This is a genomic window from Leptolyngbya cf. ectocarpi LEGE 11479 (assembly GCF_015207065.1).
GTDB lineage: Bacteria > Cyanobacteriota > Cyanobacteriia > Phormidesmidales > Phormidesmidaceae > Leptothoe > Leptothoe ectocarpi.
Window position 1 is genome coordinate 1 of the sequence record NZ_JADEXP010000085.1, and the last position, 19,394, is coordinate 19,394.

Below are 19,394 nucleotides of genomic sequence, written 5' to 3' on the forward strand. Positions count from 1 at the left end.
CGATAGAGTCATCGACTAGTAGAATTCGTTTGCCTTTTAGCACATCCCGCAGAGGGTTGAGCTTGATACGAATGCCTGCTTCTCGCATGAGTTGAGTCGGTTGAATAAACGTTCGTCCCACATAGCGGTTCTTAATCAGTCCTTCGGCGTAGGGAATGCCTGACGTTTCTGCAAATCCGATAGCAGCTGGAATACCTGAGTCGGGCACTGGCATAATTAGGTCCACATCTGCCGGTGATTCCTGGGCAAGGATATTACCTAGACGCTTGCGATAGCTGTACAAACTCTCGCCGTGATAAACGCTATCAGGTCGGGCAAAATAGACCATTTCAAAAATGCACAGTAGGCGTTGTGGCTCAGCCCACTGCACTGACTTAACACCGGCCTCACTAATCCAGATCAGTTCACCGGGCTGAACGTCACGAATGTAGTGGGCATTGACGATATCTAACCCACAGGTTTCAGAGGCAACGGCATATTGACCTGGGCCATCATGAGGGTCGTCGCCACCAAAATAGCCTAGAACCAGAGGGCGAATACCATTGGGATCTCGAATTGCCAAAATGCCTTCAGGCGTAGCAATTGACAGGCTAAAGGCTCCCTCGCAGCGCTTGCAGGCGTCGATCGCGGCGTCGATCCAGTCCTTGCCATCATTTACGGCATCTGCCATCAGCAACGCAATCACCTCGGTGTCAGTTGTCGTGAGCAGGGTATGGTTGCGATTGATCAACTCTTCCCGTAGCTGGGCCGCATTTACGACATTGCCGTTATGAGCCAATGCCATCTCGCCAAGCCGGGTGGGTAATACAGCAGGCTGAGCATTAGCAACTCGGCTAGAACCGGTGGTGGAATAGCGAGTATGGCCAATGGCCCACTGTCCAGTCAGGTCCTGTAGGGTCTCTTCGCTAAAGATTTGGGAAACTAGCCCCATGTCTTTGTGTACTTTGAGATGGCCATGGTCAAATGTGGCAATGCCAGCAGACTCTTGCCCACGGTGCTGTAATGCGTAGAGGCCAAAGTAAGTTAGTGTAGCGACGTCGTCTTTTGGGGAAAAGACAGCGAACACACCACAGGCTTCTTCTGGCTTGTCAGGACGGGCGGCAGAAGAGTGGTGGGAGGAGGTATCGGAAGGAAGAGGCATCGTGGGTCCACTAGGCGTGAATAACGGCGTAAAAAGATTACTAATGTCTATGGTGTGAAGACGCTAGCGGGTAGGCGGGTAGGAGACTGTAGACAAAATGGACTTAATATTTTCTTAATCAGTTCGATCCTAGCATCCTAAGCAGGTTGCCGATCCATTGCGCCTGTAGATTAATCGGAGTTGTTTAAGCGACCAGGGCTCTTTCTATAGCGTAACGCCAGCGGTCGCCCATGGTGGTAATGTCTAACTGGATTAGAGAGATATCATCTGCCGTTTGGATGCTGAACTGGTTGTCAGCAGGCGTGACTCTGCCGATAGCAGCCCACTGGGCATGGAGTTGCTCGTTGAGATAGCTTTCCCAGGCTGTTTGATGGGCCGGTTCTACGGTGACAATGATGCGGGCACCCCCTTCTCCAAAAAGTAGGGCATCGTAGCGATGCTCAGTGGCTGGCAGGGTGATCATGGCTCCGAGATTGCCGCCGATGGCGGATTCGGCTAGTGCGATCGCAACTCCCCCCTCAGCACAGTCATGGGCCGCTGTAATCCAACCCTGACGAATCCCATAGCGACAGGCAGCCTGCACCTTTAGCTCCAAGGCAACATTAACCTTGGGAGGCTGTCCGGCCACCTGATTGTGAATCACCTTGAGATATTCTGAGGCCCCCAAGGTCACGGTTCCATCATGATCGGCCTCTAAAGGCGTGCCCAACAAATAAATTTGGTCACCAGGATTTTGCCAGCTTTGACCACAAATTTTGTCTAAATCGTCGATGACACCCACCATGCCCACCACGGGTGTTGGATAAATGGGCTGAGGGTTACCGTTACTGTCAACTGTTTCGTTGTAGAGCGACACATTTCCCCCCGTTACCGGAGTATCAAATTCACGACAGCCATCTGCCAGTCCGCGACAGGCCTCTGCTAGCTGCCAATAGCCCACAGGCTTTTCTGGACTACCAAAATTTAGATTATCGGTCACTGCAATGGGTTCTGCCCCAACACAGCTGAGGTTGCGGGCTGCCTCAGCCACGGCCGCCAGCCCCCCCTCGTAGGGATTGAGATACACATAGCGAGGATTGCAGTCAGTGGTGGCAGCCACTCCAGAGTTATTGCTGGTGCCGTCATCCCCTTCTAGGGGTCTCAATCGTAAAATCGCAGCATCTGCCCCCCCAGGCAGCACCACTGTATTATTTTGCACCTGATGGTCATACTGGTGATAAACCCACTGTTTGGAGGCAATGGTCGGTGTACCTAGCAGTGTCAGCATTACATCATTCCAGGCTTGGCCATTGATGCCCGTAACAGAACAGTTAGGTAGACTGCTCTCCTGCCAGCTCCAGGCAGTCTGGGCATAGGCAGGCGGCTCTGTTAACACCTCCCGTTTATACAGGGGGGTGTTGTCCGCTAAGGCAGATGCCGGCACTTCGGCAGCGACATCACCGTTAAATAAAATGCGTACGATGGGCTCTTGAATCACTTCACCTGCGACTACCGCATGCAGACCCCAGCGTTCAAAGATTTCGATCAGCTCCTGCTCACGTCCCTTGGCGCCCACAAACAGCATGCGTTCTTGGGACTCGGACAATAGATATTCATAGGGCACCATGCCTGTTTCCCTGACGGGAATTTTATCCAGATCTAGCTCAATCCCCACACCGCCGTTAACCGCCATCTCAGATGTGGAGCAGGTAATACCTGCTGCTCCCATATCCTGAGCAGCGACCACCGCTCCCGTTTTAAACGCTTCTAGACAGGCTTCCACCAACGATTTTTCGAGAAAGGGATCTCCCACCTGCACCGCTGGTCGATCGGCCTCTGACTCGTCTGTCAGCTCAGCACTGGCAAAGCTAGCTCCACCCATCCCATCCCGGCCCGTGGTGGAGCCCACGTAGAGCACCGGATTACCAATGCCCGACGCTCCAGATTTGACAATCTCTTCGGTTTCCATGAGGCCAATGGCCATGGCATTGACCAAAGGATTGCCCGCGTAAGCCGTATCAAAGTAGATTTCCCCGCCAACAGTTGGTACGCCAAAGCAGTTGCCGTAGTGGGAGATCCCTGAAACTACCCCAGCAAAAATACGCCGCGTGTTGGGGTCATTCAGCGTACCAAACCGGAGTGCATTCAAAGCGGCAATCGGCCTTGCCCCCATGGTAAAAATGTCGCGCAAGATGCCGCCCACACCACTGGCAGCCCCTTGGAAAGGTTCTACCGCCGATGGATGGTTGTGGGACTCAATCTTAAAGACTAGACGCTGGCCATGCCCCACATCGACCACACCTGCATTCTCCCCAGGTCCGACCAAAATTCGAGGTCCCTCGGTGGGAAACTGCTGGAGTAACGGTCGAGAATTCTTATAGCAGCAGTGTTCTGACCACATCACACCAAACATACCCAGCTCAGCCCGATTGGGGTGACGTCCCAAACGCTGCACAATTTCATCGTATTCGCCTGGTTTTAACCCTTCAGAAGCAATTTCCTCTGCGGAAAACGGAATCGGAGTGGGGGCAGTCGTAGACATTAATAGGGAGGGGCTAACAGGGGTGGACAGGAGTTGATTTTAAACCCTATTCCTCATTCCCTACTCCCTATTCCCCGTGATCTCAAAAAAAAACCGACAGAACTCCCGCGAGTTCTATCGGCTGGTTGTGTGTTCCCTGTAGATGACTCGGCTAGAGTTGAGTCATCCTTAGTATGCTGAATTTGGCGTGGGGTGAGAGCGATCTAAGTCATCGTTTACCTGTGATTATGATCACATTTGATCACATTTTTCTTGATTTCGATCACAGATACCTGTCAACACTGGTATCTACAAAGGCAAAACCCCTATCCCATCGCTCCCAGCGTATTTTTCCAAGTCAGCTCTTTACAGAGCACGTCTAGTGCCCGCTGATCGGCATCAGTAAACAACCCTGAGTGACTCAACTCGGTGAGTACTTGCTGGGTGAGCTGAGTCGCAAATGCACCGCCACAGCTAAGCAGATGGCCATAGTACTTAAACTGAGGCTGATTCTCAGCATTTAGATGGAACTGATGCCGCTGTTTAGTATTCATGCAGTACACTGGCGTATTCACAGGCACTACGGTGCGGGGAATCCCTTGCTGGCCGTAGGTCTGTTTGCCCTGACGAGCCAAGCTGCCCACCAGCACCACATTGAGCAGAGTTTTGGTTTCTTGAATCAAGTCAGGGGTAAATAATGGATCGGGGGCACTTGTGAGCTGAGGACCGCTGTTTAAAAATGCTGGATTAAACAGCTGTGAGTTATAAATAATGCCCACAGCCCAGTGCTGTTGCTCTGTTTCTAGGGTGACAAACTGCCCGAACCCATAATCACTGGTAGTGGGGGGATCGATTACGTCCCTTTCCGTACTGAGCTGCACCACATAGTCACAGTGGGAGTTTGACTTCACCACAGCACCCAATTTGCGGCCTCGATCCCTTGGCTGGACAGACACAATAAAACTTACGTAGACAGCGCTCTCAGCATACCTAAAATAAAACGGAGAGTACATTTGATCGCACTCTCCGCTTCACATATTTTCAATTAAGTTCAGTCTGAATGGGCCATCCAATCAGACTGATGGGGCATGGCTAGCTAGCCATTGCTTGAATGATGTAGTCAAAGTAGGGAGCCGCTTCAGCCGCTTGGGCTTCAGTCAGCAATGCCAAAGAGGCCGCCTTAAGACACTCAATGGCCGCAACCATACCAGGGACAGGCACATCGAGCGCATTGTACATTTCGCGTACACCAACCAGGCCGATACTTTCGATAGGTGCTTTATCCCCGGCGATAATACCGTAGGTAATCAAGCGCAGATACCAGCCATAGTCCCGTAAACACAGCGCCCTTTCCTTTTGACCAGCAGCATTGCCGCCCGATGCAATAAAGTCAGGACGCCGCTGCCACAGTGCTTTGCTGGCTTGATCGACGATCTTTTTCTCATTTTCGGCTAGCGCCTGAGCAATTTTCAGGCGTTGAGGGCCTGTTTGCAAAAAGTCTTTAATACCCTTGAGCTCGCCGCTGGTAGGGTAGCGCAGCTCATCATCTGCATTGAGAATTACTTGGCTAACAACAGACATAGCTTAGTGAATGCGGTGACTCGTAATGATTACAGTGTAACGACTCTAGGGCACACAAGAAAATAATTACTTTGCCCTGTCCAAAGGATTTTTATCCCTTAGATAATAACTGGTCGTGTCCCCTAGACTGAGAGCTATGTTAAGAGAGTTTACAAAACCTTAGATTTACTCGGCTAATCCAGAGATTTCAGTTGAATATTGTGGACTTTGGCTGCTGCCATAGAATTAAAAGCTCGCTAGTAGGAAAAGCCCGCTCAAACGTGTGACTTGAATACTGAAGCGGATACCCCCCATCGCGAACAGCACCATGACTTCATTAGCAAACACACCCCGTTGGCAACAGGGGCAGGTGATCGAGCTGACCATTGATGACCTGAGCAACAGCGGTGATGGTGTGGGTCGTTGGCAGGAACGGGTGGTCTTTGTGGCCAATACGGTGCCTGGAGATAGGCTCCAGGTGAGACTGACCCGGATAAAACCGACCTACGGCCATGGCAAACGACTGCACCTGATTGAGCCATCTCCTGAGCGTATCCGCCCTGCTTGCATCGTCGCCGATAAATGTGGCGGTTGTCAGTGGCAGGCGGTGGCCTACCCACGGCAGTTACAAGCCAAAACTCAGCAGGTGCAATCGGCCTTAGAGCGGATCGGGGGCTTTCAGTCTGTTCCGATGCAGTCCATTATGGGAGCCCCCCAGCCGTTGGGCTATCGCAACAAGGCCACCTATCCTCTGGCACGGGGGACCGGGGGAGCTATCAAGGCGGGATACTATCGTCAGGGCACCCATCAAATTGTGAATCTCAATCAGTGTCCTATTCAGTCTGATGCCCTTGATCCTTTGCTAGTGGATGCGAAGGCTGCGATTAAGGCCCGCAACTGGAGCCTATACAACGAGAAAAAACACCAAGGGCGACTCCGATACTTGGCGTTGCGGGTGGGGTACCACACCCAGCAGACATTATTGACCCTGGTGACTACAGGCTATCTCCCGGAGATTAAACAGCAGGCTGAGCAGTGGCTGGCTGAGCATCCTCATCTGGTGGGGGTCTGTCTCAATATCAATCCCAAGCAGACTAATCGAGTCTTTGGGGATGAGACTCGCTGTATGGCAGGCCAGCCCTATTTAGAGGAATTATTTTTGGGCCTGCGGTTGCGGATTCAACCCGCTACATTTTTTCAAGTCAATACAGCTCAGGCAGAAGCGCTGGTGCAGGTTGTTTTGGATCAGCTCAATCTGCAGGGGAATGAAACGGTTATTGATGCCTACTGCGGAATTGGTACCCTGGCGTTACCGCTGGCTCAGCGGGTAGCCCGCTGCATCGGTATTGAGGTCCAAACGGAAGCCGTGGCCCAGGCTCGTCAAAATGCGGCGCTCAATGGTTTGCAGAATACTGAGTTTTTTGCGGGGGCGGTGGAGGCGCTGCTGCTGGAGATTAGTGCTCAGCAGTCGAGTCCCATTGATGTCGTGGTCCTAGATCCGCCCCGTAAGGGGTGCGATCGCACCGTTCTAGAAACCCTAATCAAGATCGCCCCGGCGCGCATTGTCTACATGAGCTGCAATCCAGCCACTCTCGCCCGAGACCTAAAAATCTTGTGCGGCCACGGGTATATCCTCAAAATGGTTCAACCTGCCGACTTCTTTCCCCAAACGGCCCATGTGGAATGTGTCGCTTTTTTGGAGCAGGCTGTTTTTTGATAGCCTGTCGCTGGAGATGTCTGCTAGAGATGTCTGCTGGAGATGATAGAGGACCCATAGGCACCAATGAAATTTAGCGACATCGTGGAGCAGCTAGGAATTGCTGAGGCATCCAGCCTAGGGTCTCAGCCAGAACTCAATCCCGACATTGTCGGTGTCAGTGCGGTACAAGATTCCTTGCCTGACACCATCAGCTATATCGAAGGCACAAAATTTGCCCCCTACATCGAGCAAACGGCCAGTGTGGCCTTAATTTTACCGGTGGATGAGTCGCTGCAACGCCAGGCCACAGCCCGAGGGATAGCCTGGGTCAGTACCCGGGAGCCGCGATTGGGATTTGCCCGTGCGATCGCACTGTTCTACCAGCCGTTTCAACCCGAGGCTGGCATCCATCCCAGCGCTATCATTGCCCCCAGCGCCACCATTGGCAAAAACGTCGCCATTGGCCCCTATGCCGTCATCCATGCCGGTGCCACCATTGGTGATCACGTTTGCATCCACCCCCAGGTGGTGGTCTACCCCGAGGCACAAGTGGGAGCCTACACCACGCTCCACGCCAGCTGTGTCATCCATGAGCGGGCGCAAGTGGGAGAGCACTGCGTTATCCATGCTGGTGCCGTGATTGGCTCCGAGGGCTTTGGCTTTGTCCCCACCGCCCAAGGCTGGGAAAAAATGCACCAGTCCGGCATCGTCGTTCTAGAAGATCATGTGGAGGTAGGCTGCAATACAGCAATCGATCGTCCTGCGGTCGGAGAAACCCGCATTGGTCGCAACAGCAAGCTAGATAACTTGGTGCATGTGGCCCATAACTGTCAGCTAGCTGATAACTGTGTCCTCGCTGCCCAAGTGGGCTTAGCGGGCGGTGTGGAACTAGAACCCTTGGTCGTTCTGGGGGGCCAAGTGGGTGTTGCCAACAATGCCAAAATTGGCCAGGGAGCCCAGGCCGGTTCTAAAGCGGGTTTACACAGCAATGTGCCCGCTGGCAGCGTCATGATGGGCTCCCCTGCTAGCCCATATCGCACTTATCTCAAATCATCGGCTATCTATAATCGGCTGCCGGAGATGCATCGCACGCTCAAACAGCTACAAAAACAGGTGGCTGAGTTGACGAAGCAGCTGGCCAGTGGGCCAGACACAGAGCAGCTAGCTAGTGAGCCAGACATGGATGCCTAATGGGTGACAGTGGCCGTCAAAATTTTGCTTATTTTTGCTTAATATTGGATTAACAAAAAGACATAATCACTACTGCAGCCGTTCTCTGTGGAGGCGTAGGGTAGAACTCAGCTGTTAGTAGAATTGATCAGATTGCCTGATTTCATTTGCCCTACCGCGCTCAGGAGATGCTTAAATTAGTGTAAAGATTTAATTTGCGATCGCTGTTGATTCCCCATTGGGCTTGCCCTAACGGTAGTTCAACGCCTTGGCCTCAGTAACGTCTTCAGACCCTTGACTTCTCGAAGCTTCACGTTTGAAAGGCTCAGGCCAGCCCAGCAATTCTCCATACGATGCTCAATTGTCCATAAGAAGGTTGCCCTATGTCTCTCGGTTATCTTGCTCTGGTTCTCCATGCCCACCTTCCCTTCGTTCGGCACCCAGAGAGTGATTTTGTTTTAGAAGAAGAGTGGCTGTTTGAGGCGATCACAGAAACCTATATTCCCCTGCTGACCATGTTCAATGGTCTTAAGCGGGATGGCATCGATTTCAAAATGACCATGAGTATGACACCGCCCCTGGTGTCGATGCTCAAAGACCCGCTGCTCCAAGAGCGCTACGACGAACATCTGACCAATCTTGAGGAGCTGACCGAACGAGAAATCGAACGGAATGAGCACAACGGTCACGTCAAGTACTTAGCAGAGTATTACGCCAATGAGTTTAACCACACTCGCCAGGTGTGGGAGGACAACAAAGGAGACCTGATCTCTGCCTTTAAGCAGTATGTCGATAGCAACAATCTAGACATCATCACCTGCGGGGCGACCCACGGTTATCTGCCGCTGATGAAAATGTACCCTGAGGCCGTGTGGGCTCAGCTCAAAGTAGCGGTAGAAAGCCATGAAGAAAACTTTGGCCGTCCTCCCACAGGCATCTGGCTGCCAGAATGTGCCTACTACGAAGGCCTAGAACGCATGGTGGCCGATGTGGGGTTGCGGTATTTCTTGACCGACGGCCACGGTATCCTCTATGCGCGTCCGCGGCCTCGCTTTGGCGCCTATGCCCCCATCTATACCGAAAGCGGTGTCGCCGCGTTTGGCCGTGACCACGAGTCATCCCAGCAGGTGTGGTCTTCCAAGGTCGGTTACCCAGGCGCTTCGGAATATCGCGAGTTTTATCGTGACCTGGGCTGGGATGCAGACTATGACTACATCAAGCCCTACATTATGCCCAACGGTCAACGCAAGAACGTGGGTATCAAATATCACAAGATTACGGGCAAAAATTTAGGGCTGTCTGATAAAGACTGGTACGACCCCTACTGGGCTAAAGAAAAAGCCGCCGAGCACGCAGGCAATTTCATGCACAACCGGGGACAGCAGATTGCTGGTTTGCATGGCATGATGCAGCGCAAACCCATTGTGATTTCACCCTACGACGCTGAACTGTTTGGCCACTGGTGGTACGAAGGTCCCTGGTTTATCGATTATCTTTTCCGCAAGACTTGGTATGACCAAGACGCCTATGAAATGACCCACCTGGCGGATTATCTCAAAAGCAATCCCACCCAGCAGGTCTGCCGCCCGTCCCAGTCGAGCTGGGGCTACAAAGGTTTCCATGAGTACTGGCTAAATGAGACCAATGCGTGGATTTATCCTCACCTGCATAAAGCTGCAGAACGTATGATCGAGCTGGCCCGACGTGAACCCGCTGATGAACTAGAGTGGCGCGCCCTCAATCAGGCCGCACGGGAACTGTTGCTGGCACAATCTTCTGACTGGGCCTTTATTATGCGTACCGGCACCATGGTGCCCTATGCCGTGAGGCGTACTCGCTCTCACCTACTGCGGTTTGACAAACTGCGGGAGGATATCATGGCAGGCAAAATTGACTCAGGCTGGCTGGAAAAAGTAGAGGAAATTGATAATATCTTCCCCAGTGTTAATTACCGTGTGTACCGCCCTTTGTAGGAACTGGCAATGGCTGTAACTGCATAAGAAAAAAGCGTCGCTGTCAGCGACGCTTTTTTGTGTTTTTGGTTTGAGACTTCATCGGTAGGCTAGATAGAATGAAGCGGTGTTGCTGAGCCTCGGGATGATTGCATCCGAAAATATTGGCCAGTAGCGTATTTCGAAGATGGGTCTGTTCCTTCAATCAGCAACAGCAATTAAGCAGCTTGGGCCGGTTCGAAATTGTGCGCATAGTCTTTGAGCAGATCGTTCATCTGCCCTAAGAAGCTATCGCTAGAACGCTTAATGCCTTCGCGCTCAGGGAAGAAGTCAGGACGATTCAAGCTATTTGCGATCGCATCCTTCACTTGATCAGCAATCAGCTCAGCCAGTTCTTCATGGGCTTTATTGCGCTGGTAGGCCGCACCTTCTTCAGTTGTGGCATAGAGGGGCGGCAGTCGATTGAGGGCATAGGCGGCAATATCACCCAAATCCAGACTGCAGTCATTACTCGCCTCAATTTCAGCAACACGAGCAATGGCTTCGGTTAGCACCAGCTCCTCCATCACATTAATAAACTGCTTGCGTGGCACTGCAACCACCTCGCCAGTTAGGAGTGAGCCCATGAGTCGATCAAGGGCCATATACTCCTCAATAGAAAGCTCAGATGCTGTGTCGCAGATACGACCTACCTCTGCTTCCATCGCAGGGGTTAGATACCCATCCTGCAATGCTTGTTCAACGATTTTTTCAATACTGCTCATCCTGTCAAATGGCTCCGTTGCATATCTCTATAAACAGTCTTGGTCGTTGCCGATTGTTGAGATAAAAGCGCTAACTAGCGTCCTTGAAAATTAGTGAATACGGTTGATAAATACCTTGCTCGCTAATTTTCAAGATGGCTTTTATGACGTAACTCTATTGCTTTAGAAAAGGAGATTTCCGGCAGCTATAGGGTGTAAAAACAATGGGATTTACAAATATCCTGATGTGCTCAGGAAAATTGTAATATCAGCAACTATCAACCCTTTTGGAACCCCGAAAAAAACACCTTCAAGGGTTGTGTTAGCGTTAGTATTCCCGGAGGTGACTTAGCAAACACATTGACTGCATAAAACTACGATAGAGCCCACTAAAAAATAACTAAAAGTTGTGAAACCTTCATTTGATAAGAATTTTTTCAAAAAATAAGTCTGAAATTACGTGGTTTTACAGATGGGTTAAAAGAAATGCCTGAAAAATTGTATACCCGTATGTTTGGAGCAGTATAACCAGATAAAACAAAAAAGATATGCTAGTTCTAATACAACAATTTAAGTTAATTTCAAGTTGAAGAAAATCGGTTTTTGATATTGAAATCAATCAATTATGCTTAATTGATTTTGCTTGGTTGGTTGAATTTAAACCTAAAACCGCAGTCTCATCATTAGAGAGACTGCGGCTGATATCCCTTGGTCACTGGTGGTTTTTTTAATTGGCCTTGATATAGGCCACAGCACTACGCATAGTTAGGACCGTGGCCCCGTCAACGCTGAGGCAAATTGCGTGGGCATCCTGCCACACAACGGTGCCACTAAACACGTCACCAGTCAGTAGTTTGAGTTCAACGGTATTTTGGTCACGGATCAGGGTTTGTACTTGGCGAATGCTAGGTAAACCTGTATCAAATTCGCTAGCCATGGCAGTTGTGGATAAACTTGGATGAAACAGTAATAACGTACCCGGTCTATACTACTTCCGGTACACTGCCCACGCATTCTCCCACACCTTATGGGGCTTTCTTTTAGTAAGTATCACGGACTCGGTAACGATTTTATTCTGGTGGATAATCGGCATCAGTCATCGCCAGTGCTGACGCCTGAGCAGGCCATCTGGCTGTGCGATCGCAACACAGGCATCGGAGCTGACGGGGTTATTTTTGCCTTGCCAGGGGAACAGGGGGCCGACTATGCCATGCGTATTTTTAACTCCGATGGCTCAGAACCGGAGATGTGTGGCAACGGCATTCGCTGCTTAGCCAAATACTTAGAGAGGCTGGAAGTAGAGGCCGGTAAGTCCCTAAAGTCTAGCTATACAATTCACACCCTGGCAGGTCCCATCGTCTCCACCCTACAAGCCGATGGCCAAATCACGGTGGATATGGGAGAGCCCCATCTGCTGGCTAGGGAAATTCCCACCACCTTAGCTGCCGCCGAGGTCAACGTCATCGATCTTCCTCTGAGCGTGGCGGACACCTCCTTACAAGTTACCTGTGTCAGTATGGGTAACCCCCACTGCATCACATTCGTAGACGATACTGAGGCAGTGCCTTTATCTACCATTGGACCTTTAGTGGAAAACCATCCAGTCTTTCCCAAACGCACTAATGCCGAATTTATTCAGGTGGTACGTCCCGATTATCTCAAGATGCTGGTGTGGGAGCGGGGGGCGGGACCAACGCTAGCCTGTGGCACGGGAGCCTGTGCGGCCCTAGTGGCAGCGATTTTAAATGGAAAGTGTGACGATACCCCAGGCCGTAAAGCCACGGTTGAGTTACCCGGTGGTCCTCTCCAAATTGAATGGTCTGCTGAGGATAACCATGTTTATATGACCGGTCCAGCTGTCCTTGTGTTTACAGGCGATACTGGTCTGGAATTGCTGTGATGCCCGCAGCTCTTTGCCTACAACTGCCCCGACTGCTGTGATGCTTCTACTGTGACTGCTCCTGCTCCTGCTAACGTGACTAAGACTGCCCCGTCCACCATTGTCCTAACCAACGATGATGGCATTGATGCTCCAGGCATTGATGCTCTACACCAGGCCGTTGTGAGCTTATCTGGCCGCGACGCCACCGTCGGCATAGTCGCTCCTGATCAACATCTCTCGGGCTGCAGCCATCAGATTAATCGCGGTGGCGCGATCCCAGTTGCTCAACAGGCTGCCCAACGATACGCCATTGGCGGTACTCCAGCTGACTGTACTCGAGTCGCCAACCACCTTTACCCTCAGCTGGACTGGTTGCTAGCGGGCATTAATAGCGGCGGTAACCTGGGTGCTGACACCTACGTCTCAGGGACCGTAGCCGCTGTGCGAGAAGCCACACTGCTCAGAATCCCCGCCATTGCGATTTCCCATTACAAAGCCAGACATAGGTCTATTAATTGGCAGACTGCCGCTCAGCAAACAGCCCGCGTGCTGGGGGTCTTAATGGATAAAAGCCTTGAGCCGGGACAGTTTTGGAACGTTAACTTACCGAGTTTGGATGAGTCTGCCCCGGACCCCGAGATTGTTTTTTGTTCTGTTTGCACCCAGCCCTTACCCACCGCATCCAGCCTTGAATCAGGTCGATTTCGCTATACTGGCATCTACCAAGACCGCCCGCGCGACCCTGGAGCTGATGTCGATGTATGTTTTGCTGGCAGCATCAGCGTCAGCAAGGTGTCTCTCTGGTAGGTGTATGCGGAAAAAACCGTGGAGGCCTTAGGAGGTCTTAGCCATTTCCTGTAGAATGGCTGGTCAGCGATAGACGTCTTAACGGGTTTGTTAACTCCCCATGCAGCAACTTAGCACTGGCCTAACGCTTTTCTTTAGTCTCTTGGTGGAGGCTATCCCTTTCTTGCTAATTGGTGTGGGATTTTCAAGCCTGCTATTGTTTTTTGTCAACGAGCGCACGCTGATTCAGTTTTTACCCAAAAGTCCTTTGTTAGGTGCGGTGGCTGGCAGCCTCATGGGAATATTTTTTCCCGTATGTGAATGCGGTAACGTGCCCGTCGCCCGACGACTGATTACCCAAGGAGCTCCCAGTTCAGTCGCAGTAGGGTTCTTACTCGCCGCTCCTACCATTAACCCCGTTGTATTTTGGGCCACTTGGGTGGCATTTCGCGATCAGCCCGAGATTGTTTTTTTGCGGGTGGGGTTTACCTTACTGATTGCCGTCACCATTGCCTGGGTCTTTAGCCGTCAGCCAGATATGCGCCCCATCTTGCAACCAGAGGTGGTGAGGCAGATGCCTAAGCCGCGAGCCAAGCCGGTTAACCCGCTACTGCGCTCAGGAACGTTTTTGATGCAACCGGGTGGCACTCTGCAGATGGACGATCCGGCAACAGCTCTATTAACCAGTACCCCCAACCAGCCAGTTGCTGTAAAACTGCAGCTAGTGGTTGATAACATGATCCAAGAATTGAAGGAGCTTGGGGCTGTCTTAGTACTCGGTAGCGCCATTGCCGCCTTTGTCCAGGTCGCCATACCACGGGATTGGATTTTGGCCCTGGGGCAAAACTTTATCACCTCAATTCTGGCTATGATGCTGCTGGCGGCAGTTGTTTCAATTTGTTCTACGGTTGACTCGTTCTTTGCCCTATCCTTTGCCTCTACCTTTACCACAGGCTCTCAGCTAGCCTTCCTCGTTTTTGGGCCGATGATTGACCTCAAAAACATTGGTTTATTGATGACCCTGTTTAAGCCGAGGGCAATTTTATATATCTTTGTTTTGGCGGCACAGCTCTGCTTTATTTTGACGCTATTTATGAATCTCTATGTCAGCTAAACGGGCTAAAAAATTAGGTGGAGCTAATCGCCGTGGCAATTCTGCCGCTAAGCCTTGGTTGCGAAAAAATTGGTTAGATATCTTGGTCCTAGGAGCCTGGAGCTTAACCTTATTTAGATATTGGATAACCGGTAAATTATATTTACTCCTGCATCCGAACTACATGTGGTTAGCCAATAGTGCCGCGATTGTGCTGTTGGCTATGGCTATTTTTAGAGTGGTTCAGATGCGGCAGCCCAAAAAACGGCAGGTGCAGGCACCGCCGAGCCACACCACGCTGCTTCCACCCCAGCTCAGTAGTTTTATTTTATTGGGGGTGGCGGTACTGGGGCTGATCTACACGCCTCAAGTCTTTGCCAGTGATACCGCTATTCAGCGGGGGGTGTCAGAGAGTTTGACCATGACGCGATCGCAACCCCAGCGCTTTGTCCGCCAGACAGCCTCTGAAGATCGCACTGTGATTGACTGGATTCGCACCCTTAATGTCTATCCAGAACCGGATGCTTACACCGGTCAATCGGTCAAAGTATCAGGATTTGTAATTCATCCTGACGCCTGGCCTGAAGAGTATTTAATGCTGTCACGGTTTGTCTTAACCTGCTGTGCCGCCGATGCTTATCCGGTGGGGTTACCCGTACAGCTTGCCGTGTCACGTCAGGCCTATGCTCCCGATAGCTGGCTAGAGGTAGAGGGAAAAATGGTGACAGCAACCATTGATGGCCAACGTCAGCTGACCATCGAACCCACCCAGATTGAAACCATTCCTGAGCCTCCCAATCCTTATGAATATTAGCTATTTATCTGTTTGCCTTGCTCCTTGTCGTTAGCTCGCCGTTACCCCTAACCTATCTCACCCATGGCTAAATCCCGTCGTCAGCCCCTTGATCGCCTGGCACAGTCACTGATGGTGCTGCTAGCCGTGATTATTGGTGGCATGGTGTTGCTGGGAGGCCCTGCCGCTTCAAAGGTGAGAGATTTTACCTGGCAGAATCGGTATGTTGGAGCAGACGATACGGCTTTCTTGCTCACCTTTAGTCGCCCCATGGACCAGGACAGTGTGGAGCAAAATCTTACCATTGAGCCATTGTTGCCTGGTCGCTTCAGCTGGGCCGGAAGGCGGATGGCCTACACCCTTGATTTTCCGGCACCCTATGGCAATGACTTTACGGTTACCCTGCCTCAGGCTAGAGATCGCTTTAGTCAGGCTGCTACTAATTTCGTTCCCTTTACAGCTAACTTTAAGTCCCGTGAGCGAGCGTTTGCCTACATCGGTGTTACCGGTGAAGAACAAGGCCGTTTGATGCTCTATAACCTGAGTAGCCAGTCACAACAGGCCTTGACTCCAGAAGATTGGACGGTACTAGACTATAAGCCCTATACCCAGGGCGATCGCATTTTATTTGCGGCAGTAGAGCGAGGGCAAAACACGCTGCAAGACCAGCAGCTATATACGGTCACCACTGGCTTAGGTACCGATGAAAACAACGCCAGCGGCCAGATTGAAACTGTACTGGACAGTAGTGAGTACCAAAATCTGAAATTTGATCTTTCCCCTGATGGCGAAACTATTGTTGTGCAGCGAGTCGGTCGCAATAATCCGGGGGATTTTGGGCCGTGGGTCATTAACCAAAATCAACCCCCTCGACGGTTGGAAACTGAACCGGGCGGAGATTTTATCATTGCCCCCGATAGCCAATCCCTGCTGCTACAGCAAGGGGAGGGAACGGCTATTATTGCATTGAGCGATGCTGAAGATGAGCAGAGCGGAGATACCCTGGATTTTTTACCTCAGTATGGCCTAGTCATGGATGTGGCCAGCAACGGCTCTGCCGCTGCCATGGTGAGCTTTAATCAGGATGACCCGGAAAAACGCTTCACCCAGACCCTATTTTGGGTATCAAACCAGGGTGATGAAAACCCCTTACTCGACGTTACAGGGGCAATTTTAGATGCTCAGTTTGACCCTACCAACGAACTATTGTTCTGTTTAACGAGTCAGCTTCTAGATGCTGATACCTATCAAGTGCAGCCCTCTATTTCAGTCGTGGATCTGAAAACTGGTGATGTAGAAGAGCTGCAAAAACTACCGCCCCAGCCATCAGTCCACATGAGCCTAGCCCCTGATGGCTTGGCTCTGCTATTTGACGAGACCGCACCCGATGTCGATACCTCAGCAAGTTTGAAAGATAGTGGTGCGATCGCAACAGTCAAGATGTGGCTACTACCGCTATACCAGACGTCCGATGCGCGATTAAATAAGCAGCCACAGCCAATTGAGCCCCAGGAATTTCCGTTTGCTGGTCTCAATCCTATCTGGATCCCTTAATAGTAGTCCAGGGGGCCAGTGGTCCGTAAACATCTACCTTTCTTCATCGCTCAGCAGCGGCCTCGGCTCCCCGCTCTAAATACATGCTGAGGAAAATGTTAGCGGCTGATGGCTCCAGTGTTTCTAGAGCAATAATGATCTCTGGCACAGAGTCGGCCAGTGGATCACTGACCTCATTCACCCATTGATTGACTGTTGAGCGAGCAACACCCATCGTTACGGCCAAACGATTTTGACTAATTCCGTACTGAGTCAGTACATGCTTTAGTGCTTTTCCTGCCCTTCCCATAGCGGTTATAAATCTCACAAAGATTACAACATCAACGGTAGGTCCATATTGTATTGACCTACCTACGTTTCTTCTTCCGAGCCCCCTGAACGGTATCAGTATAAAACGGCTCAAGAATGTGTCTTTTGTCCCAAAAAGCTACGCGCTTACCCTGATTTTTAAGATTTCTACAAGGATCCAGCTGGAAAGTAAAAGTATACCTGAATCTTCTGCGAAGTGGTAAACCCCTTGTATCCAGAATGGCAAAAATACTGAGTTCAAACGTACTATTCTGATGTCAGGACTGAACGCTTAACCCTTTAAACTGCCTGGTTTTGGAGGCATAAATGCATCTACACGATGAAATTATTTTTTCTAAGGGTTCCCAAAGGATGACCTTACTGATACATCGGCCATCGTGATGCTGCGTATCATTTGTTTACAGTGTTTACGGTAGGAGCTAGCAAAAATCCGGCTCAACCTTAGGAAACTGATCCATCAGAAGGCGACTCTGCAGGCCGTTGACTCAGGGGACCGATAAGAGGCTCATCGTGGGGAGAAATAGCATCTGCACCACCACCATCATCGTCGTTGTCGTTTAATTGACGGGTATCAGCTTCGACAGAAATCGCTGGAGCTATCCCTGAGTCCAGGGTAGGTGCAGGGGTTAGACTGTCTAGATGCTCTTCAATGGGACTAAATTCCTTGTGGGGAGAGGACTTTTCCCCCCAGTCTTCCAGCACGTCATACTCTGGCAAGGGCTGTTCGCTGGGTCGTAAAATCTGGTCATTTCGCTCGGGTGCCGACAGTTCGGGTGTGGCTGGCTGGGGCGTTACTTGTGGGCTATTGCCATTAGGAGCCGCCTCCGTCGTATCCACAAACGGGAGCTGTTCTGTAGAGGAGTCTGGTAAGGTTTTGGGATCAATATCTGACAGCGGCGGAGCGACCTTAGGAACAGATGGCGTCGGCGATAGCTCGTTTTTCTCATTAGAGTCAAAAGAGTCAAAGGAATCAATATCTAATTCATCAGATTGGATATTAAAACTATCTAAGGGACTATTCACAGCAGGATTTTCAGTCTCTATGGCCTCAGACCCTGTGGTATCAAAACTATCGGGTTCAAAAGTCGATGGATAGAAAGTATCCGGTGCTCCTGGTGTTAAATCAAGGATCGCTTCTCGATCAAAATCGGACTCAACTGTCTCTGGTGAAATGGTCTCTGGTGAAACGGTTTCTGGTGAAAACATCTCTGGAGCAAACGTATCTGTTCCTGGGACGCTCTCGTTCCAATAGCTAGGATGATCTGACGGTGTTGTCGGCTCCAATTCACCCAGAGTTTTAAGGGGAGCAGTCGGCTTTTCTGGCTGCAACAAGGTATCCCTTTGGGAAGAAGCTTCTAAGATAGCTGGAAACTGTAGTGGTGATGGCAGAGCCTCTGAGGCTTGACGTATTTGTTTGAGAATAGACTTGGCGGTTTCGCCTGCTGCTGCCTGGGGCCGTGACCCTCTCACACTCACGGGAAGAAACTCAACCTTCATTTGTTTGTCTCGCAAAGACACTCGGAGAGTAGCGGTATCGTGGTCTTCTAAAGGCGCATCTTGAAAAATGAAGTCTCCTAAAGAGTACACAATCGGACGAGACTTGTATAACTCAGCACCCTGTAGCTGCTGGGGATGATAACCAACAACTAAGTCGGCACCCGCATCGATCGCCGTTCGAGACAGATTGACTTGTTGATCATTGGGCTCAATGCCGAGCTCGCCATACCACCGATAATTGACAACAACCCAATCTACAGCCTCCCGCAGAGCGGCAATATCCTCAATAATGCCGTCTCTCTCTTGGCTATTTAGACCTGCTTTGCCGCTGGCTGCTACTGTCTCACCATCGGGGGAATAGCTCAAATAGGCAATCCGCTGTCCTTTGACTTCCAAGACTTCTGGACGTCGAGCTTCGCGATAATCTCGACCTGCGCCCACTCGGTAGATGCCGGCACTGTCCAAGGTGTCTAAGGTTTCTATGAGACCTTGACGACCAAATTCCATGGTACGGTCACTGGCCAACCCGACAATATCGATACCCCCCTGACGTAGGGCGTTGACGGCATCTGGGCGAGTTCGTTCCAGATAGTTTTCCTGCAAAGACGTGTCGGCGCTGGCTAGGGAATTTCCCAAGCCCACCATGGCCACATCGGCATCTTGAAACACATCTAAATCGCCCAATACCTGATCAATCGCATCAGGTGTTTGCAGG

Annotated in this window: 16 protein-coding genes; 8 read left to right on the top strand and 8 right to left on the bottom strand. The window is 50.9% G+C overall.

All coding sequences use genetic code 11. The features are described 5' to 3' along the window. The 4 genes from purF to IQ260_RS11420 all read right to left on the bottom strand — a co-directional run. A partial coding sequence (gene purF, locus IQ260_RS11405) for an amidophosphoribosyltransferase (RefSeq protein WP_193993229.1) occupies positions 1-1,141 on the bottom strand: 1,141 nt, incomplete at its 3' end. A 184-nt stretch (positions 1,142-1,325) separates the two neighbouring features. Then, on the bottom strand, positions 1,326-3,662 hold the full coding sequence (gene purL, locus IQ260_RS11410) for a phosphoribosylformylglycinamidine synthase subunit PurL (RefSeq protein ID WP_193993230.1): 2,337 nt from the start codon (positions 3,660-3,662) through the stop codon (positions 1,326-1,328). 305 nt (positions 3,663-3,967) lie between these two features. After that, positions 3,968-4,597 carry a hypothetical protein gene (locus IQ260_RS11415; RefSeq protein WP_322744938.1) on the bottom strand — a complete coding sequence of 210 codons (630 nt, stop codon included), beginning with the start codon at positions 4,595-4,597 and terminating at the stop codon, positions 3,968-3,970. Positions 4,598-4,733: 136 nt separating this feature from the next. Continuing rightward, on the bottom strand, positions 4,734-5,222 hold the full coding sequence (locus IQ260_RS11420; RefSeq protein ID WP_193993231.1) for an allophycocyanin subunit alpha-B: 489 nt from the start codon (positions 5,220-5,222) through the stop codon (positions 4,734-4,736). A gap of 307 nt (positions 5,223-5,529) precedes the next feature. On the opposite strand from IQ260_RS11420, the gene rlmD reads away from it, so the two are divergent. The 3 genes from rlmD to IQ260_RS11435 all read left to right on the top strand — a co-directional run bounded on the left by rlmD (position 5,530) and on the right by IQ260_RS11435 (position 10,043). Beyond that, entirely contained in the window at positions 5,530-6,918 is a 1,389-nt protein-coding gene (rlmD, locus tag IQ260_RS11425) for a 23S rRNA (uracil(1939)-C(5))-methyltransferase RlmD (protein ID WP_193993232.1), read from the top strand. A gap of 66 nt (positions 6,919-6,984) precedes the next feature. After that, a complete protein-coding gene (lpxD, locus tag IQ260_RS11430) occupies positions 6,985-8,091 on the top strand; it encodes a UDP-3-O-(3-hydroxymyristoyl)glucosamine N-acyltransferase (protein ID WP_193993233.1) in 1,107 nt (368 codons plus the stop codon). A gap of 362 nt (positions 8,092-8,453) precedes the next feature. After that, positions 8,454-10,043: a glycoside hydrolase family 57 protein gene (locus IQ260_RS11435; protein ID WP_193993234.1), complete on the top strand. Its 1,590-nt coding sequence runs from the start codon at positions 8,454-8,456 to the stop codon at positions 10,041-10,043. A gap of 197 nt (positions 10,044-10,240) precedes the next feature. Here IQ260_RS11435 and IQ260_RS11440 read toward each other — a convergent pair whose 3' ends face one another. Together IQ260_RS11440 and IQ260_RS11445 are read right to left on the bottom strand one after the other, a co-directional pair. After that, positions 10,241-10,786, bottom strand: coding sequence for a late competence development ComFB family protein (locus tag IQ260_RS11440; RefSeq protein ID WP_193993235.1), 546 nt, complete (start codon positions 10,784-10,786; stop codon positions 10,241-10,243). Positions 10,787-11,492: 706 nt separating this feature from the next. Beyond that, on the bottom strand, positions 11,493-11,702 hold the full coding sequence (locus IQ260_RS11445; RefSeq protein ID WP_193993236.1) for an Hfq-related RNA-binding protein: 210 nt from the start codon (positions 11,700-11,702) through the stop codon (positions 11,493-11,495). Between the two features lie 90 nt (positions 11,703-11,792). Between IQ260_RS11445 and dapF the strand changes: the two genes are divergently transcribed. From dapF to IQ260_RS11470, 5 genes are all read left to right on the top strand, one after another. Next, a complete protein-coding gene (gene dapF / locus IQ260_RS11450) occupies positions 11,793-12,665 on the top strand; it encodes a diaminopimelate epimerase (RefSeq protein WP_193993237.1) in 873 nt (290 codons plus the stop codon). A 51-nt stretch (positions 12,666-12,716) separates the two neighbouring features. Next, complete coding sequence (surE, locus tag IQ260_RS11455; RefSeq protein ID WP_322744939.1) at positions 12,717-13,454, top strand: 5'/3'-nucleotidase SurE; 738 nt, start codon at positions 12,717-12,719, stop codon at positions 13,452-13,454. A gap of 100 nt (positions 13,455-13,554) precedes the next feature. Further along, a complete protein-coding gene (locus IQ260_RS11460; RefSeq protein WP_193993238.1) occupies positions 13,555-14,547 on the top strand; it encodes a permease in 993 nt (330 codons plus the stop codon). Then, positions 14,537-15,340 carry a TIGR03943 family putative permease subunit gene (locus IQ260_RS11465; RefSeq protein ID WP_193993239.1) on the top strand — a complete coding sequence of 268 codons (804 nt, stop codon included), beginning with the start codon at positions 14,537-14,539 and terminating at the stop codon, positions 15,338-15,340. The genes IQ260_RS11460 and IQ260_RS11465 overlap by 11 nt, the downstream gene beginning before the upstream one ends. A gap of 63 nt (positions 15,341-15,403) precedes the next feature. Continuing rightward, entirely contained in the window at positions 15,404-16,873 is a 1,470-nt protein-coding gene (locus IQ260_RS11470; RefSeq protein ID WP_193993240.1) for a TolB-like translocation protein, read from the top strand. Positions 16,874-16,916: 43 nt separating this feature from the next. Here the strand turns inward: IQ260_RS11470 and IQ260_RS11475 are convergent, their stop codons facing one another. Beyond that, positions 16,917-17,162 (bottom strand): helix-turn-helix domain-containing protein, encoded by a 246-nt coding sequence (locus IQ260_RS11475; protein WP_193993241.1) that lies wholly within the window; start codon positions 17,160-17,162, stop codon positions 16,917-16,919. A gap of 461 nt (positions 17,163-17,623) precedes the next feature. Continuing rightward, a partial coding sequence (locus IQ260_RS11480; protein WP_193993242.1) for a CapA family protein occupies positions 17,624-19,394 on the bottom strand: 1,771 nt, incomplete at its 5' end.

Excerpts from the sequence above, each read along its gene's own strand:
- purL (WP_193993230.1), bottom strand. The coding sequence starts at position 3,662 with ATGTCTACGACTGCCCCCACTCCGATTCCGTTTTCCGCAGAGGAAATT.
- IQ260_RS11420 (WP_193993231.1), bottom strand. The coding sequence starts at position 5,222 with ATGTCTGTTGTTAGCCAAGTAATTCTCAATGCAGATGATGAGCTGCGC.
- rlmD (WP_193993232.1), top strand. The coding sequence starts at position 5,530 with ATGACTTCATTAGCAAACACACCCCGTTGGCAACAGGGGCAGGTGATC.
- lpxD (WP_193993233.1), top strand. The coding sequence starts at position 6,985 with ATGAAATTTAGCGACATCGTGGAGCAGCTAGGAATTGCTGAGGCATCC.
- IQ260_RS11435 (WP_193993234.1), top strand. The coding sequence starts at position 8,454 with ATGTCTCTCGGTTATCTTGCTCTGGTTCTCCATGCCCACCTTCCCTTC.
- IQ260_RS11440 (WP_193993235.1), bottom strand. The coding sequence starts at position 10,786 with ATGAGCAGTATTGAAAAAATCGTTGAACAAGCATTGCAGGATGGGTAT.
- IQ260_RS11445 (WP_193993236.1), bottom strand. The coding sequence starts at position 11,702 with ATGGCTAGCGAATTTGATACAGGTTTACCTAGCATTCGCCAAGTACAA.
- dapF (WP_193993237.1), top strand. The coding sequence starts at position 11,793 with ATGGGGCTTTCTTTTAGTAAGTATCACGGACTCGGTAACGATTTTATT.
- IQ260_RS11460 (WP_193993238.1), top strand. The coding sequence starts at position 13,555 with ATGCAGCAACTTAGCACTGGCCTAACGCTTTTCTTTAGTCTCTTGGTG.
- IQ260_RS11465 (WP_193993239.1), top strand. The coding sequence starts at position 14,537 with ATGTCAGCTAAACGGGCTAAAAAATTAGGTGGAGCTAATCGCCGTGGC.
- IQ260_RS11470 (WP_193993240.1), top strand. The coding sequence starts at position 15,404 with ATGGCTAAATCCCGTCGTCAGCCCCTTGATCGCCTGGCACAGTCACTG.
- IQ260_RS11475 (WP_193993241.1), bottom strand. The coding sequence starts at position 17,162 with ATGGGAAGGGCAGGAAAAGCACTAAAGCATGTACTGACTCAGTACGGA.